Source organism: Streptacidiphilus neutrinimicus, assembly GCF_000787815.1.
GTDB lineage: Bacteria > Actinomycetota > Actinomycetes > Streptomycetales > Streptomycetaceae > Streptacidiphilus > Streptacidiphilus neutrinimicus.
Genome location: NZ_BBPO01000021.1, coordinates 86,020 through 100,826, shown reverse-complemented (window position 1 = coordinate 100,826; position 14,807 = coordinate 86,020). Strand labels below are relative to the sequence as shown.

The 14,807-nt window shown below is 71.9% G+C and carries 11 protein-coding genes and 1 tRNA gene; 4 read left to right on the top strand and 8 right to left on the bottom strand.

All coding sequences use genetic code 11. The features are described from left to right. Positions 1 to 274: 274 nt before the first annotated feature. Positions 275 to 1,693, bottom strand: a complete 1,419-nt coding sequence (locus TR48_RS16080; RefSeq protein ID WP_042367576.1) for a GH1 family beta-glucosidase — start codon at positions 1,691 to 1,693, stop codon at positions 275 to 277. A 502-nt stretch (positions 1,694 to 2,195) separates the two neighbouring features. Here TR48_RS16080 and TR48_RS16075 point away from each other — a divergent pair. Together TR48_RS16075 and TR48_RS16070 are read left to right on the top strand one after the other, a co-directional pair. After that, the gene (locus TR48_RS16075; protein ID WP_042367488.1) at positions 2,196 to 3,230 is read left to right on the top strand and encodes a LacI family DNA-binding transcriptional regulator; all 1,035 of its coding nucleotides are present in this window, start codon (positions 2,196 to 2,198) and stop codon (positions 3,228 to 3,230) included. Between the two features lie 181 nt (positions 3,231 to 3,411). Beyond that, positions 3,412 to 4,410, top strand: a complete 999-nt coding sequence (locus tag TR48_RS16070; RefSeq protein WP_084729483.1) for a slipin family protein — start codon at positions 3,412 to 3,414, stop codon at positions 4,408 to 4,410. Positions 4,411 to 4,483: 73 nt separating this feature from the next. Here the strand turns inward: TR48_RS16070 and TR48_RS16065 are convergent. The 3 genes from TR48_RS16065 to TR48_RS16055 form a co-directional block, all read right to left on the bottom strand. After that, positions 4,484 to 4,559: transfer RNA gene (locus TR48_RS16065), tRNA-His, on the bottom strand. Positions 4,560 to 4,695: 136 nt separating this feature from the next. Then, positions 4,696 to 5,298, bottom strand: coding sequence for an oligoribonuclease (orn, locus tag TR48_RS16060; protein WP_042367485.1), 603 nt, complete (start codon positions 5,296 to 5,298; stop codon positions 4,696 to 4,698). 375 nt (positions 5,299 to 5,673) lie between these two features. Further along, positions 5,674 to 6,960 carry a helix-turn-helix domain-containing protein gene (locus tag TR48_RS16055; protein WP_236652170.1) on the bottom strand — a complete coding sequence of 429 codons (1,287 nt, stop codon included), beginning with the start codon at positions 6,958 to 6,960 and terminating at the stop codon, positions 5,674 to 5,676. Positions 6,961 to 7,684: 724 nt separating this feature from the next. Between TR48_RS16055 and TR48_RS16050 the strand changes: the two genes are divergently transcribed. After that, complete coding sequence (locus TR48_RS16050) at positions 7,685 to 8,527, top strand: GNAT family N-acetyltransferase (RefSeq protein ID WP_152627994.1); 843 nt, start codon at positions 7,685 to 7,687, stop codon at positions 8,525 to 8,527. Between the two features lie 31 nt (positions 8,528 to 8,558). Here the strand turns inward: TR48_RS16050 and TR48_RS16045 are convergent, their stop codons facing one another. After that, positions 8,559 to 9,296 (bottom strand): HAD family hydrolase, encoded by a 738-nt coding sequence (locus TR48_RS16045; protein WP_042367480.1) that lies wholly within the window; start codon positions 9,294 to 9,296, stop codon positions 8,559 to 8,561. A gap of 343 nt (positions 9,297 to 9,639) precedes the next feature. Between TR48_RS16045 and TR48_RS16040 the strand changes: the two genes are divergently transcribed. Beyond that, positions 9,640 to 10,170, top strand: coding sequence for a universal stress protein (locus TR48_RS16040; RefSeq protein ID WP_042367478.1), 531 nt, complete (start codon positions 9,640 to 9,642; stop codon positions 10,168 to 10,170). A 112-nt stretch (positions 10,171 to 10,282) separates the two neighbouring features. Here TR48_RS16040 and TR48_RS16035 read toward each other — a convergent pair whose 3' ends face one another. From TR48_RS16035 to TR48_RS16025, 3 genes are all read right to left on the bottom strand, one after another. Continuing rightward, positions 10,283 to 11,461 (bottom strand): acyl-CoA dehydrogenase family protein, encoded by a 1,179-nt coding sequence (locus tag TR48_RS16035; protein WP_042367569.1) that lies wholly within the window; start codon positions 11,459 to 11,461, stop codon positions 10,283 to 10,285. A gap of 209 nt (positions 11,462 to 11,670) precedes the next feature. After that, positions 11,671 to 12,603 (bottom strand): hydroxymethylglutaryl-CoA lyase, encoded by a 933-nt coding sequence (locus TR48_RS16030; RefSeq protein WP_042367567.1) that lies wholly within the window; start codon positions 12,601 to 12,603, stop codon positions 11,671 to 11,673. 81 nt (positions 12,604 to 12,684) lie between these two features. Continuing rightward, a complete protein-coding gene (locus TR48_RS16025; protein ID WP_042367476.1) occupies positions 12,685 to 14,805 on the bottom strand; it encodes an ATP-binding protein in 2,121 nt (706 codons plus the stop codon). Positions 14,806 to 14,807 lie beyond the last annotated feature (2 nt).

The following is a 14,807-nucleotide window of genomic DNA, read 5'->3' as shown; positions in this document are numbered from 1 at the left end:
CTCTGCGGGAGCACCGCGGGAGCACTGCGCGAGCACCGCACGAGGCGGGCCGCAGGCGGCTCAGTGCCCCCCGGGCAGGCCGCGGTGCTTGTAGCACGCGATCGCTGTCAGCAGCAGGCCCAGAAGGACCGGCAGCAGCCACGCCATGGTGCCGACATGATCGGCCGGAACCGGAACCGCGCCTTGGGCGGGTGCCGGTGAGGGCGCTCGGGCGAACAGAGTGGCGAACACGTGCACGCCCGGTCCAACGATCGTGAGCTACGCAGCGTTACTGTCAGGGCGTCGGTATCGCCCCCTTGCGCGCGGCCTCGCCGTACCAGTACGCGCTCGACTTGAGCGTGCGGCGCTGGGTGGCGAAGTCGACGTAGATCACGCCGAATCGCTTGGCGTAGCCGTAGGCCCACTCGAAGTTGTCCATCAGCGACCACTGGAAGTAGCCGCGAACGTCGATGCCCGCCGCGATCGCCCGGTGCACCGCCGTCAGGTGGTCCTGCAGATACGCGATCCGCTCCGGATCCCGCACCTCGCCCTCGGGGGTCGGGTAGTCGTCGCAGGCCATCCCGTTCTCGGTGATGAGGAGCGGAAGGTCGGGGCGCTCTCGGTGCACCCGAGAGAGCAGGTCGAACAGTCCGGTGGCGTCGATCGGCCAGCCCATGCTGCTGGCGGGGCCGGCAGGCTGGTGGAACGCGACCGACTCGGAGCCGGGCCAGGGCGATCCGCTGCCCGTCCCGTGGGCCACGCTGGTGCTCGGCCCGTCAGCCGAAACCCAGGCCGGGGTGTAGTAGTTGATCCCGAGCGCGTCGAGCGGCGCGTGGGCGGCCACGGTGTCGCCGGGCTGGATCAGCCGGTCCCAGTCGACCAGATGGGCGGTGTCGCCGAGCAGGTCGTCGTCGTACCGGCCGTGCAGCATGGGACCGAGAAAGACCCGGTTGCCGACGGCGTCGATCCGGCGCGCCGCCTCGGCGTCCGCCGCGGAGTCGGTGAGCGGGCGGACCTGGTGCAGGTTCAGACTGACGGACAGCCGGGCGTCCGGCACCGCGGCACGTACGGCGGCGGCGGCGCGTCCGTGGGCGAGGTTCAGGTGGTGTGCCGCGCGCAGGGCGTCGGCCGGATCGGTCCGGCCGGGCGCGTGCACACCGGAGCCGTAGCCGAGGAAGGCCGAGCACCACGGCTCGTTCAACGTCGTCCAGTGGCTCACCCGATCGCCCAGGGCCTCGGCGGCCAGGGCCGCGTAGGCGCCGAAGCGTTCGGCCGTGTCCCGGGCGGGCCAGCCGCCGGCGTCCTCCAACTCCTGCGGCAGGTCCCAGTGGTAGAGCGTCGCAACCGGAGTGAGCCCGGCCTCGAGCAGGGCGTCCACCAGACGGCGGTAGAAGTCGAGCCCGCGTTCGACCCCCGGACCGTGGCCGGTGGGCTGGACCCGGGGCCAGGCGATCGAGAAGCGGTAGGCGCTGAGCCCGAGGTCGCGCATCAGGGCGACGTCCTCGCGGAAGCGGTGGTAGTGGTCCACCGCGACCGCTCCGGTGTCGCCGTGGTGCACCTTGCCGGGCGTGGCGCTGAAGGTGTCCCAGATGGAGGGGGTGCGTCCGTCCTCGGCCGCGGCGCCCTCGATCTGGTAGGCCGAGGTGGCCGCGCCCCAGAGGAAGTCGGGCGGGAAGTGGAGCAGGCCGTCGTCGGGCCGTGCGGAACGCGTCATGGCGGCAGGGCCAGGCGGGCGGAGTGACGGCGTGGTGCCGACGGAGGTCATCGCAGCAGTCTCCCGAGATTTCCGAGACGGATGGCGGTGAGGCGGGAGGAGCGGGAGCGCTCCCGGTCGGGGCCGATGGACGGTCGGCGATGGGAGCGCTCCCAGTTCCTGATGCCGGAAGCCTGAGCCCTGCGGTGTACGGATGTCAAGGACTCCGGTCCGGCTTTCCCTCGAAAGTTGGGAGCGCTCCCATTCGACGTGGGATCGCGCTAGGGTGAGGCCACGGCGCTGTGGACGCCCGTCTAGCGTGGGCCCCGCGCGACTCCGTACATGCGGCCCGGCGGCCGCTGGCACGATGGACCCGCATCACGAGGTGCCCGGATCGCGCGAGACCCGAACGCTGACGTGACGAGGCCGGTCTCGGGTGCGTTGGGACACGTGGCGCGCATCAGGGCGTCGGGCCGGGTCGCGAGCGGTCCGCGCCGTACACGAGGGGAACGAAGGGAACGCCATGAGCAGCAGGTCCGCCGGTCGCGGCGAGGGACGGCCCACGCTGGAGGCCGTCGCCGCGCTGGCCGGTGTCGGCCGCGGCACGGTGTCGCGCGTGGTCAACGGCGCCGCCGGGGTGAGCCCCCGGGCGCGCACGGCTGTCGAGCAGGCCATCGCCGAGCTCGGCTACGTGCCGAACCGCGCCGCCCGCTCTTTGGCGACCAGCAGGGCCGACGCCGTGGCTCTGATCATCCCGGAGACGGAGACCCGGCTCGCCTCCGAGCCCTTCTTCGCCTCGATCATCCGCGGGGTGGCGAGCGAGCTCTCGGAGACGGAGCTGCAGCTGCTGCTGATACTGGTCAGCACCGAGCGTGAGCGCCGCCGGCTGGCCGGCTTCCTGGACGGGCGGCGGGTCGACGGGGTGCTCATGGTCTCCGTCCACGCCGACGACCCCGTGGCCGAGCTGGTGGAGAGCACGGGGCTGCCCACGGTGCTGGGCGGTCGCCGCTCCGAGCTGGAGCCCCTCAGCTACGTCAACTCGGACAACCTCGGTGGTGCGTGGTCGGCGGTTCGGCACCTGCTCGGCCTGGGGCGGCGGCGGGTGGCGACGATCACCGGCCCGCTGGACATGGAGGCGTCCTGCGTCCGCATCGAGGGCTACCGGCGGGCGCTGGAGGAGGCCGGGGTGGCGGTCGAGCCCGGGCTCATCGCCCACGGTGACTTCTCCGAGGAGTCGGGCGAGCGGGCCATGGCGGAGCTGCTGGTGCGCGAGCCGACCCTCGACGCGGTCTTCTGCGCCTCCGACCTGATGGCGGCGGGCGCGATGCGCGCGCTGCGGCGGGTCGGCCGCAGGATACCGACGGACGTGGCCGTGGTGGGCTTCGACGACTCACCGCTGGCGCGGCACACGGAGCCCCCGATGACCACGGTCCGTCAGCCGAGCGAGGAGATGGGCCGTGCCATGGCCCGGCTGCTACTGGAGGAGATCGCGGCGCCCGGTCGTAGTCATCGGCAGATCATCCTCTCCACGGATCTGGTGGTCCGCGAGTCCGCCTAGCCTGCCCGGTCTGCGGCTCCCGTCGGGCCGGGACGCGGCCGTGCTGCCACGGTCCGGCCTGGACCCGAACGGCTGATCATCAGGTCCGCACGACCGTTCCTCCTGGCCGGACCCGCGAGTAGCGTGGAGGGTGACGGGGTGGCTGCCGTGTGTCCTGTACGGACGAGATCGGGTGATGGCGATGCTGGCTGTGGATGTCGTCCTGGGGGTGCTCGGCGTGGGTGCCGTGTGGCTGGCGACGGGGGTGCGTGTCGTCCAGCAGTTCGAGCGCGGTGTCGTGTTCCGCTTCGGCAAGGTTCGCAGCGGCATCAAGGAGCCCGGCCTGACCCTGCTGCTACCCGTCGCGGACCGGTTGCGGAAGGTGAACGTCCAGATCATCACCATGCCGGTGCCCGCGCAGGAGGGCATCACCCGTGACAACGTCACCGTCCGGGTCGACGCCGTCGTCTACTTCCGGGTCGAGGACCCGGTGCTCGCGACCGTCCAGGTGCAGAACTACACCTTCGCGATGTCGCAGGTGGCGCAGACCTCACTCCGCTCGATCATCGGCAAGAGCGAGCTCGACGACCTGCTCACCAATCGCGAACCGCTCAACCAGGGCCTGGAGCTCATGCTCGACAGTCCGGCGGTCGGCTGGGGCATCCACATCGACCGTGTCGAGATCAAGGACGTCGCGCTGCCGGAGTCGATGAAGCGCTCCATGTCCCGGCAGGCCGAGGCGGAGCGCGAGCGTCGTGCGCGCATCATCACCGCAGACGGCGAGTTCCAGGCCTCGCGGAAGCTCTCCGAGGCCGCGACGATCATGTCCGACACCCCGGCCGCGCTGCAGCTGCGTCTGCTGCAGACGGTCGTCGAGGTGGCCGCGGAGAAGAACTCGACGCTGGTCCTGCCGTTCCCGGTCGAGCTGCTCCGCTTCCTGGACGGGATGACGCCCAAGCCGGGGAGCAACGGCGGAGCTCCGAGCGCCAGTGCGGCGGCGGGCGCTGCGGCCGCTGTGACGGCCGCAGCCGCGGCGAAGCCCGAGGAGCACGTGCCGAGCGTGCCTCCGGTGCCGAGCGTCCCTGAGCTCGAGGCTCAGGCGGACGCGGAGCTGGAGGCCGGTGGTCTGGTGTTCCCGGATCCGGAGGAGACCACGGAGGGGGGCCCGGAGGGACAGCCGGAGGAGCGCCCCGGATCCTGAGCGGGCCTCAGGCCCTGACGACCGTAAACGACTTCGGGCCCGACCGCTGAACGGTCGGGCCCGAAGCCTTCGGTGGGGTGAGCGACGGGGCTCGAACCCGCGACACCTGCGACCACAACGCAGTGCTCTACCAGCTGAGCTACGCCCACCATCTGTCCGCTGCGCTCTCGCGCGCTGACGGAGATAACTCTACAGGATCCGTCGGGATGCTCACGACCACGTTTGCGGTGGCCGCGGCCGGTCCGGCGCACCCCCGGTCGTGGGGGTGTCACCGGCGTACCGGTCTCAGGCCGGCGGCTGCTCGTAGCGTGCCGCGATCGTCCGCGCGGCCTCGGTGTCCGGGCCGGGCTGCGGCACGAAGACGGCCTCCCGGTAGTACTTCAACTCCGCGATGCTCTCCCGGATGTCCGCGAGCGCGCGGTGGTTGCCCTGCTTCTTGGGGCTGTTGTAGTAGGCGCGCGGGTACCAGCGGCGAGCCAGCTCCTTGATCGACGACACGTCGACGATCCGGTAGTGGAGATGACCTTCCAGCGCCGGCATGTCGCGCGAGAGGAAGCCGCGGTCGGTCGCGACGGAGTTGCCGCACAGCGGCGCCTTGCCGGCCTCCGGCACGTGGGCCCGGACGTAGGCGAGGACCTGCGCCTCCGCCTCCGCGAGGGTGACGCCCTCGGCCAACTCCTCCAGCAGCCCGGAGGAGGTGTGCATCTCCCGCACCACGTCCGGCATCTGTGCGAGCGCCGCGTCCGGAGGACGGACCACGATGTCGACGCCCTCGCCCAGAACGTTCAGCTCCGAGTCGGTCACCAGGGCGGCGACCTCCACCAGGGCATCTCGCTCAAGGTCGAGTCCCGTCATCTCACAGTCGATCCACACCATGCGATCGTTCATCCGGCTCACCGTCCCGGGGCTTGTGCGCGTCCTGCCTTCGACGTCAACCGCGACCTCCGCGACGGACCCGGGCGGGCGATCGGCTGACCCGTCATGGTCGATCATCGCGCTTCGCCCGTGCAAGTCGACACGTCGACCCCGCTGGCCCACAAGGGGCTGGAGTCGAAGCTCTGGCGCGGCGGGAGACCCCGGCGGAGCAGGGCACGGGCGGATGCGGGGAGCACCGAACGGGGGTGGCTCCAGTGGACCGCCTCACGGCTCCGGGGCCACTGCCCGCCTGGTGCCCGCAAGCGGTGTCGCTGCGCAGCCGCGCGAAGCCGATGCTGCCGACGTGCGCCTCCTGGGCAGGCCCCGGCCGGGCCCGCCCGGGACCTCTTACCGGCGTTCCGCGCCGCGGCGGCGGAGCGCGGCGGTGGCGCTGTCGGGATGACTGAGAGCCTGGGCGGGGCCGGGGCGGCCGTCCTCCGTGGGGGAGGAGTGGTCGGCCGACGCCGGGCGGCTCGCGCCGGGCTGACGTGAGCGGTTGCTCACGCGCTGGGGCGGACGGCTGCGCCCGGGGGCGCCCTGGGGCGGCACCGTGGGCAGCGAGGCGCCGAACTGGTCCCCGCCCGCGGTCGGCGCGACGCCCTGCGCGGGCACGGACGTCCCCGTACCCGTCGTGGTGCCGCCGGCGAGCCCCCCGGCGCCGCCGTTGCCGCCCGGCGCGCCGGGCTCCGGGCGACGTGCCCGGAACGTGCTGCGGTACACCGCGGGGGAGACGCCCAGCTGACGCCGGAAGTGGCCGCGCAGCGCCACCGGCGAGCGGAAGCCGCAGCGGCGTGCGACCTCGTCGACGGAGAGCTCCGTGGTCTCCAGCAGTCGCTGCGCCTGCAGCACGCGCTGCGAGATCAGCCACTGCAGCGGCGCGCTGCCGGTCAGCGCCCGGAAGCGCCGGTCGAAGGTGCGACGGCTCATGTACGCGCGGGCCGCCAGCACCTCCACGTCGAACTGCTTGGAGAGGTTGTCGAGGGCCCAGGTGACGACCTCGGCGAGCGGGTCGTTGCCGATCTCCTCGGGTAAAGACCTGTCGACGTACGGGGCCTGTCCGCCGGAGCGGCGGACCGGCACGACGAGTCGGCGGGCCAGGGCGGCCGCGGCCTCCGCGCCGTGGTCGGTGCGGACCACGTGCAGGCACAGGTCGATGCCTGCGGCCGTGCCGGCGCTGGTCAGCACGTCGCCCTCGTCGATGAAGAGTTCACGCGGGTCGACCTGGATCTGGGGGTAGCGCTTGGCCAGGGTCGGCGCGTACATCCAGTGCGTGGTCGCGGGACGGCCGTCCAGCAGGCCCGCCGCGGCGAGGACGAAGGCGCCGGTGCACAGGCCTATGATCCGCGCGCCCTCGGCGTGGGCCTTGCGCAGCGCGGAGAGCGCCTCGGCCGGCGGGGTCTGGCCGGCGGAGCGCCAGGCAGGGACGACGATGGTGCCGGCTCGGGCCAGGCCCTCGAGGCCGTAGGGCGCCGTCATGGTGAGACCGCCGGTCGTTGCCAGCGGACCGTTCTCCCCTGCGCACACGAGCAGGCGGTAGTGCGGGAGCCCGGTGTCCTGCCGGTCGATGCCGAAGACCGAGAGCGGGATCGAGCTCTCGAAGATCGGACCGCCGCTGAACAGCAGCACGGCCACGATCTCGGCGCGTCGTCGGCTGGAGAGTTTGCGGGGGGCGGCGGTGGCGAGGCCGGTTGATCCGCTGGCGAGGCTGCCGGAACCGGTGGCGCCGACCGGAACCCCGGCGATCGCCTCGTCCCCGGTGACGGTAGTCCTGCTGACCCTGCTCAAGGCGCTCCGGCCCCCCTCGCTGTCATGGTCGTCCCGGTCCTGTGGTTCCGCGGTGCCGTCCGCACCTGTCCTGCGATGGTCCTGGCGAGCCCCCGCCTCTCGCATGTTCCCATCAAGATCGAATCTACTGGCTCGGGCACGGCTGTTGCGACTAGTTCACCATCAGACGCTATGTCGACATGGCAATTTGGCGTGAAGCATTCGATCTCGAAGCGTGGCACCCATCACCCCGTCAGGGAAGGGGGCATACCGCGCTGTGGCCAGTTGTCGCGCGGTTCCAACACAGTTGACGATCGGACAGGGGCTCGGCCCAAGGGCCTGGGCTGGGCATATGGCCAACCACGACCATGTGTCCTCAAGTTGACCGAAAAGAGGCGTCCTGGAGCGTAGGGGGCGCACGGCCCGCGCACATTTTCTCCTGCACTCCACCTTGAGCCGATCCGCGCTACAACCCGACCGGCGGGTCGGCGGGATCGGGTCGACAGCGCCATCGCTCCCTGTGAGGCGAGTTGGGACGTGGTCGGATGAGCTCCTCGCGACCCGGCAGCAGCGGGCCAGGCTCTAGGGTGAACGGATGGGAGTCGAACTCGCGGTCGGCAATGCCGCAAGCCACTGGAAGGCCATGGCGCGGGCACGGGGCTGGGCATGTGTCGACGGCCCCGGCTTCCTCGCGGTGCGGTCCGACAACGCCCACCGGGTCCTGCTCGCGGTTCAGCCGATCGCGGACGCGGCGGCGCTGCGACGGGAGTTGCTGGCGGTGTTCCGGGAGTGGGACTCGCGGCAGCTCTGCCTGGAGGACCCGACGCAGGCCCTGGACCTCACCGACCTGGGGTTCGAGGCGGCGCTGACCATGCCGCTGATGGTGCGTGACCCGGGTGCGCCCGAGACGCCGAGCCGCGGCCAGTGGCCGACCGTCCCCGTCCCCGCTGTCGCCCCGGCGCGCGAGCTGTCCGCAGAGCGGTCGTCCACCGGCGACCCGGTCACGGATGCGGGACTGTCCGTGGGGGAGGCGCTGCGTGAGGAGGACCGCGCCGCCGTCGAGCGCGTGGTGGTGGAGGGCTTCCCGATCCTGCAGCGCTTGCCCTGGCGCCGCGGCGAGCAGTTTCCGGCCCACGCCGTCGTGCCGGGCCAGCGGAGCTGGCTGGCACGGGTGGACGGGCGCCCGGCGGCGGCGTGCGTGACGCACGACGACGGTGTGGCGGTCGGCTTCTACTGGGTGGCAACCCTGCCCGAGTTCCGCTCGCGCGGCGCCGGGCGAGCGGTGATGCGCGCCGGGCTGGCGGCCCATCCGGACCGCCCGGCCACCCTCACGGCCACCCTGCTGGGAGAACCCCTCTACCGCCGTCTCGGCTTCACCGAGCGCGGCCTCGCCCGCTGGTGGCAGTTCCCGGCCACGCCTGCGGAACTGCGCCGTTGACCGGCCACGGATCGCCCGGCGCTGCGCCGTCTCAGGCGAGCAGCGGGGCGCTCAGCACCTCGTCCACGGCCTCCGGGATGCCGGTCGCCGTGATCGTGGGCCGGTAGTCCAGCTCGGGCCAGGGGCGGCCGTGGTCGAGCCAGACGCTGCGCAGGCCGGCCACGGCCGCGCCCGCGATGTCGGCGGGGGCGTGGTCGCCGACCATCCAGGTGCTGCGGGTCCAGTCCCCGTCGTCCAGGAGGCCTGAGACGTCCGGGAAGCCCGAGAGATCGGAGGGTCCTGCCGCGTCCGTCGTGCTGCTCCGTCTGCAGCGATCCGCAGCGAGCCGGAAGATCAGCGGATCGGGCTTCTCGCAGTTGGCCTCCTCCGAGATGATCCAGCCGTCCACGAGGCCGTCCAGCCCGGTCCGTTCGATCTTCGCCTGCTGCTGCTTGGTCGAGCCGTTGCTGACGATGCCCAGCGTCCATCCGGCCGCCCGTGCCTTCCGCAGCGCCGCACGGTGCTCCTCGGGGCAGTCGATGAGCTCGATCATGGTCTCGGCGTAGTCGTCGAGCAGCTTCTCCAGCGAGACGTGCAGGCCGTAGCGGGAGACCGTGGCCCGGAGCAGGGCCTCGCGGGGGAAGTACCCGCCGCAGTCCAGGGTGGACAACCAGCCGAGATCCTCCAAAGGAAGCGCCCGTGCTCGGAGGAAGCGCTGCGCCCAGCCACGGAAGGCCTGGTTCCGATCGATGAGGGTGTTGTCAAGATCGAAGAGGAGGAGAGGCGGCATGAGCGCATGGTTTCAGTCTGCTGGCATATGCGACAGGCAGATCGCCTGCTTTTGTCCGAAAGTGAATCGGGCTTGAGGCCGACCTGACCGCGTCTGCACCGTTGCACATGGCCCGGAGCTCAGGCATGCTCCATGCACGCCCCAGGCGTGCGCATCCTCCTTTCGCGGGAACTGCGCGCCCTGTGCGCTCCGCATCTGGGCGCGGACACAATGTCGCCGTACCCTTGAGGGAAGGGGAAAACCGGCTGCTGATCGGCTCACCTCGCCACGACTGCCGTCGACTCCCCGTACTCCGCCCAGCGCACCACATCTCGTATCCCACCTCGCGAAACGTCCTCAAGCCATGGCCGGTTACGAGCACCGAGAGCCCCGCGACCCCAAACAGACGACGGGACCCCAGCTGCCGATGCCCAGTTTTGAAGTCAAGTCACAACGGGTCCGCCCTTGCGACCCGGCGTTCCTCCACGGTGTCGTGGTTGGCTTCGACGGTTCCGTGTCCAGCGAGCGGGCGCTCGCCTACGCGGTGGGTATGGCACGGCGGTCGGGTTCCGGATTGGTGCTGGTGCACGTGGCCAACAGACTGCCCGCGACGGTCTGGGCCGGCTGCGAGCCGCCGGTCTTCGTCGACGTGCCGGACCACCGCACCGAGGTGCTGGGTCTGGAGCTGGCGTGCGCCGACTACCTTGCCGACGTCCCCTGGGTGCTGGTCGAGCGCGGCGGCGACATCTGCCACGAGCTCGAAGAGGTCGCCAAGGAGTACGCCGCGGACGCCATCGTGGTCGGCGGCTCGCACGGCTGGATCGGCCGCCTTTTCGGCTCTGTCGCCGGACGGCTGGCGAAGCGCGCCAACCGCCCGGTCGTCGTCATCCCCTGAACGAGGCGGGATTCCCTGAACCGGGCGGGGTCCCCTGGGCAGAGGGGCTCTCTCGACCCAGGGACCCCCTGAGCCAGACAGGATCCCGTGAGTCAAGGCGGGAGCCCCCTGGTCAGGCGGTGGGCATCCCCAGCTCGCGTGCGATCAGCATGCGCTGGACCTCCGAGGTGCCCTCGCCGATCTCGAGGATCTTGCAGTCCCGCCAGAAGCGGGCCACCGGGAACTCGTTCATGAAGCCGTAGCCGCCGTGGATCTGCGTGGCCTCACGCGCGTTGTCGACGGCGGCCTCGGAGGAGTACAGCTTGGCGATCGCCGCCTCCTTCTTGAACGGCTCGCCCGCCACCATCCTGCTGGCCGCGTGGTACCAGGCCAGACGGGCCATGTGCGCCCGCATCTCCATGTCCGCGACCTTGAACTGGATCGCCTGGTTGGCGCCGATCGGACGGCCGAAGGCGTGCCGCTCGGCGGCGTAGCGGACGGACTCGTCGACACAGCCCTGGGCCAGACCGGTGGCCAGGGCGGCGATCGCGATCCGCCCCTCGTCGAGGATCCGCAGGAACTGGGCGTAGCCGCGGCCCAGCTCACCGACCAGGTTGGCGGCCGGCACGCGGCAGTCGGTGAAGGAGAGCTCCCGCGTGTCCGAGGCGTTCCAGCCGACCTTCGAGTACTTCTTGGAGACCGTGAAGCCCGGGGTCCCCGTGGGGACGATGATGCTCGAGATCGAGCGGGTGGGCGAGGACGTGCCCGATTCTTCGCTCGAACCGGTGATCGCCGTGACGGTGACCAGGCCGGTGATGTCGGTGCCGGAGTTGGTGATGAAGCACTTCGTGCCGTTGATCACCCACTCGTCGGTCTCCTTGTCGTAGCGCGCGGTGGTGCGGGTCGCACCGGCGTCGGAACCGCCCTCCGGCTCGGTCAGGCCGAACGCGCCGAGCATCTCGCCGGAGCAGAGCCGCGGCAGCCAGGTGCGCTTCTGCTCCTCGGTGCCGAACAGGTAGATCGGCATGGCGCCGAGCGAGACGGCGGCCTCCAGGGTGATCGCCACGGAGGAGTCGACCCGTGCCAGCTCCTCCAGGGCCAGGCCCAGAGTGAAGTAGTCGCCGCCCATGCCCCCGTACTCCTCCGGGAACGGCAGGCCGAACAGGCCCATGCGGCCCATCTCGCGGACGATCTCGTAGGGGAACTCCTCGTGCTCGTAGAACCCGCCGATCTTGGGGGCGACCACGTCGTGGGCGAACTCCCGGACAGTTCGACGCAGTTCTTCGTGCTCTGGCTCGAGGCGGTGGTCCAGCATGGTGGTCTCCTGAGGGTGGGGAGGCGGAAGAAGGGAAACGGGCAGCCGCCGTGCGGCCTTGTGGGCGTCTGCGACGGCCGTCCGGTGGTGGTGCGCGGGTGGTGTGCAGTTGTGTGAGCGGTCGGCTCCGCTGGTCGGCCGGATCCTGGTCAGCCCGGGATCCTGGTCGGCCGGGATCGTGGTCGGTTGCCGGTGGGCCCCGCCGCTCAGGCCGAGCCGACGAGGGCGCGGACCGCCCGGGACGGGCTCGGCCGGCCGAGGTGACCGGCGAGCCACTGACTGGTCGCCGCCAGCGCCGCGAGGTCGACGCCCGTCTCGACGCCGAGGCCGTTCAGCATCCAGACCAGGTCCTCCGTGGCGAGATTGCCCGTGGCGCTCTTGGCGTACGGGCAGCCGCCCAGTCCGCCGGCCGAGGCGTCCACCACGGAGACGCCGCAGCGCAGGGCCGCCAGCGTGTTGGCGAGCGCCTGGCCGTAGGTGTCGTGAAAGTGGACCGCGAGCCGCTCCGGGCCGACGCCGGCCGCGGCGAAAGCGCCGAGCAGCGCCTCCACCTGGCCGGGGGTGCCGGTGCCGATGGTGTCGCCCAGGCTCAGCTCGGCGCAGCCGAGCTCCAACAGGGCCTTGCCGACGGCCACGACCTGCCCGGCTCCGACGGGGCCCTCCCACGGGTCGCCGAAGCACATGGAGAGGTAGCCGCGCACCCTGACTCCGGCCTCGGTGGCCCGGTGCACGACGGGAGCGAACATCTCCAACGACTCGGCGACGGTCCGGTTAAGGTTCCGTGCGGCGAAGGTCTCGGTGGCACTGCCGAAGACGGCGATCTCGGTGGCGCCCAGGGCCAGGGCGCGGTCGAGCCCGCGCTCGTTGGGCACCAGGACCGGGAGCCGCAGCCCCGGGTGCTGCTGCGGCAGCTCCGAGACCAGCGGGAAGAGCTCCTCGGCGTCCGCCAGTTGGGGGACCCACTTGGGGTGGACGAAGCTGGTCGCCTCGACGGTGTTCAGACCCGCCTGGGCGAGCCGTGCGATGAACTCCGCCTTGACCTCTATCGGCAGCGCGACGGACTCGTTCTGCAGTCCGTCGCGGGGGCCGACCTCGTGGATCCGGACGCGCGACGGAAGGCCGTCCGCGCGCACCGGCATCGGCAGGCCGAGCTCCAGCACCGTCGGCTCGTGCGACGCCGCCTGTTCGGTGCGGTCGGTCTGATCGGTCATCACCACTCCTCAGGATTCCGCGGTCTCGCCGGTCCCGCCGGTCGGGTCGGCCACGGGGGCGATCACCGCGAGCAGGTCGTCCATGGCCACGGTGCCACCGGGGACGACTTTGAGCTGCGCCACCGTGCCGTCGTGCGGCGCGGTGATGACGTGCTCCATCTTCATCGCCTCCAGCACCAGCACGGCCTGACCGCGCTTCACCGGCTCGCCGACGGAGGCCTTGACGAGTGTCACGGTGCCGGGCATGGGCGCGGTGAGCGAGCCGCCGTGGGCGCCGGCTCCGCCGAGGGCGAGCTCGGCGAGCGGGTCGTGGACGTGGCAGGCCCAGCTGTCGCCGTCCTGGGAGAGCCAGACGGTGCCGTCGCCCTGCGCGGCCCCCTCCACGCCGCAGGCGAAGCCGCGGGTCACTCCGTCGACGGTGACGGCCAGTCGGCCGGCTCCGACGGTCAGCTGCGCGCGGGCCTCGGCCCGCAGGATCTCGCCGTCCCCGATCCTGGCCTCGAAGGCGCCGAACGAGCCTCGCTCGGCGGCGACCGCGGGGGTCTCCGCACCGTGCCGCGGACGGACCAGGACGACCACCGGGTCGGCGCCGGGGAGCCGCAGGTGGTGCTTGGTCCACGCGGGCGTGCCGCCGATCCGCCAGCCGCTGGGCCGGGCGAACGGGTCGGTCCAGCCCGAGCCGTCGGCGGCCGGGGCGGGCGTGAGAGCCAGCTGCCGCAGCAGCGCGGCGGCCAGCAGCGGGAAGTTGTCCACAGGCTGGGTGGTGCCCGCTTGGCCGTTGTCGCCGCTCGGGACTAGCGTCAGCTCCGGATGGCGCTCGACCAGACCGGTGTCGAGACGCCCGGCGACGACATCGGGATGAGAGATGAGCCGGCGCAGGTAGCCGGCGTTGGTGACGACCCCGAGGACGACCGTCTCCGCAAGGGCGGCGCGCAGCCGGCGCAGGGCGGTGTCCCGGTCCGGGCCGTAGGCGATGACCTTGGACACCATGGGGTCGTAGGTGCTGCCGACGACCAGCCCGGGGGCCAGTCCGGAGTCCACCCGGACCCCCTCCCCCTCGGGTTCCTGGAGCAGCAGGACCTGCCCGCCGGAGGGCAGGAACCCGCGGCTCGGGTCCTCGGCGCAGATCCGCGCTTCGATGGCGTGCCCGGTGAGGGTGACGTCGGCCTGGGCGAACGGGAGTGTCTCGCCCGCGGCCACGCGGAGCTGCCACTCCACCAGGTCCAGGCCGGTGACCAGCTCGGTCACCGGGTGCTCCACCTGGAGCCTGGTGTTCATCTCCATGAAGAAGTGGGAGGAGGGATCGCTGCCGGGAACGATGAATTCGACGGTGCCCGCGCCCGTGTAGCCGCAGGACTTCGCCGCACGGACGGCCGCCGCGCCCATCTCGGCGCGCGTGGCCTCGTCGAGGAGCACGGAGGGGGCTTCCTCGATCAGCTTCTGGTGGCGCCGCTGGAGGCTGCACTCACGCTCGCCCAGGTGGATGACGTTGCCGTGGGCGTCGGCGAGGATCTGGATCTCGATGTGACGGGGGCGGTCGATCCACCGCTCCAGCAGGAGGGTGTCGTCGCCGAAAGAGGTGCGGGCCTCGCGCCTCGCGGCGGCGATCTCCTCGGCCAGCCGGTCGGCCTGACGGACGAGGCGCATCCCCTTGCCGCCGCCACCGGCGGACGGCTTGAGCAGCACCGGGAAGCCGATCTCGGCCGCGGCCGCGATCAGGGCGTCGTCGTCGAGGTCGTCGCCGCTGCTGCCCGGGACGACGGGCACGCCGGCGGCCTTGACGGCCTCCTTGGCGTTGATCTTGTCGCCCATCAGCTCGATCGCCTCGGCGGGCGGCCCGATGAAGACCAGGCCGGCCTCGGCGCAGGCACGGGCGAAGCCCGTGTTCTCCGCGAGGAAGCCGTAGCCGGGGTGGACGGCCACGGCCCCGGCGCGCTTGGCGGCGGCGACCAGTTCGGTGCCGTCGAGGTAACTGTCGATCAGGACGGCGGTGTCCGCGGCGAGCACGTGCGGCGCGGAGGCGTCGGCGGCGCTGTGCACGGCGACGGAGCGGACACCGAGCCGCTTCAGCGTGCGGATGACCCGGACCGCGATCTCGCCGCGGTTGGCCACCAGAACACTTTCGAACATAG

What these genes read in the sequence shown, in the direction of transcription:
- TR48_RS16080 (WP_042367576.1), bottom strand. Translation starts at nt 1,693, where the DNA reads ATGACGCGTTCCGCACGGCCCGACGACGGCCTGCTCCACTTCCCGCCC.
- TR48_RS16075 (WP_042367488.1), top strand. Translation starts at nt 2,196, where the DNA reads ATGAGCAGCAGGTCCGCCGGTCGCGGCGAGGGACGGCCCACGCTGGAG.
- TR48_RS16070 (WP_084729483.1), top strand. Translation starts at nt 3,412, where the DNA reads ATGCTGGCTGTGGATGTCGTCCTGGGGGTGCTCGGCGTGGGTGCCGTG.
- orn (WP_042367485.1), bottom strand. Translation starts at nt 5,298, where the DNA reads ATGAACGATCGCATGGTGTGGATCGACTGTGAGATGACGGGACTCGAC.
- TR48_RS16050 (WP_152627994.1), top strand. Translation starts at nt 7,685, where the DNA reads ATGGGAGTCGAACTCGCGGTCGGCAATGCCGCAAGCCACTGGAAGGCC.
- TR48_RS16045 (WP_042367480.1), bottom strand. Translation starts at nt 9,296, where the DNA reads ATGCCGCCTCTCCTCCTCTTCGATCTTGACAACACCCTCATCGATCGG.
- TR48_RS16040 (WP_042367478.1), top strand. Translation starts at nt 9,640, where the DNA reads ATGGCCGGTTACGAGCACCGAGAGCCCCGCGACCCCAAACAGACGACG.
- TR48_RS16030 (WP_042367567.1), bottom strand. Translation starts at nt 12,603, where the DNA reads ATGCCGGTGCGCGCGGACGGCCTTCCGTCGCGCGTCCGGATCCACGAG.
- TR48_RS16025 (WP_042367476.1), bottom strand. Translation starts at nt 14,805, where the DNA reads ATGTTCGAAAGTGTTCTGGTGGCCAACCGCGGCGAGATCGCGGTCCGG.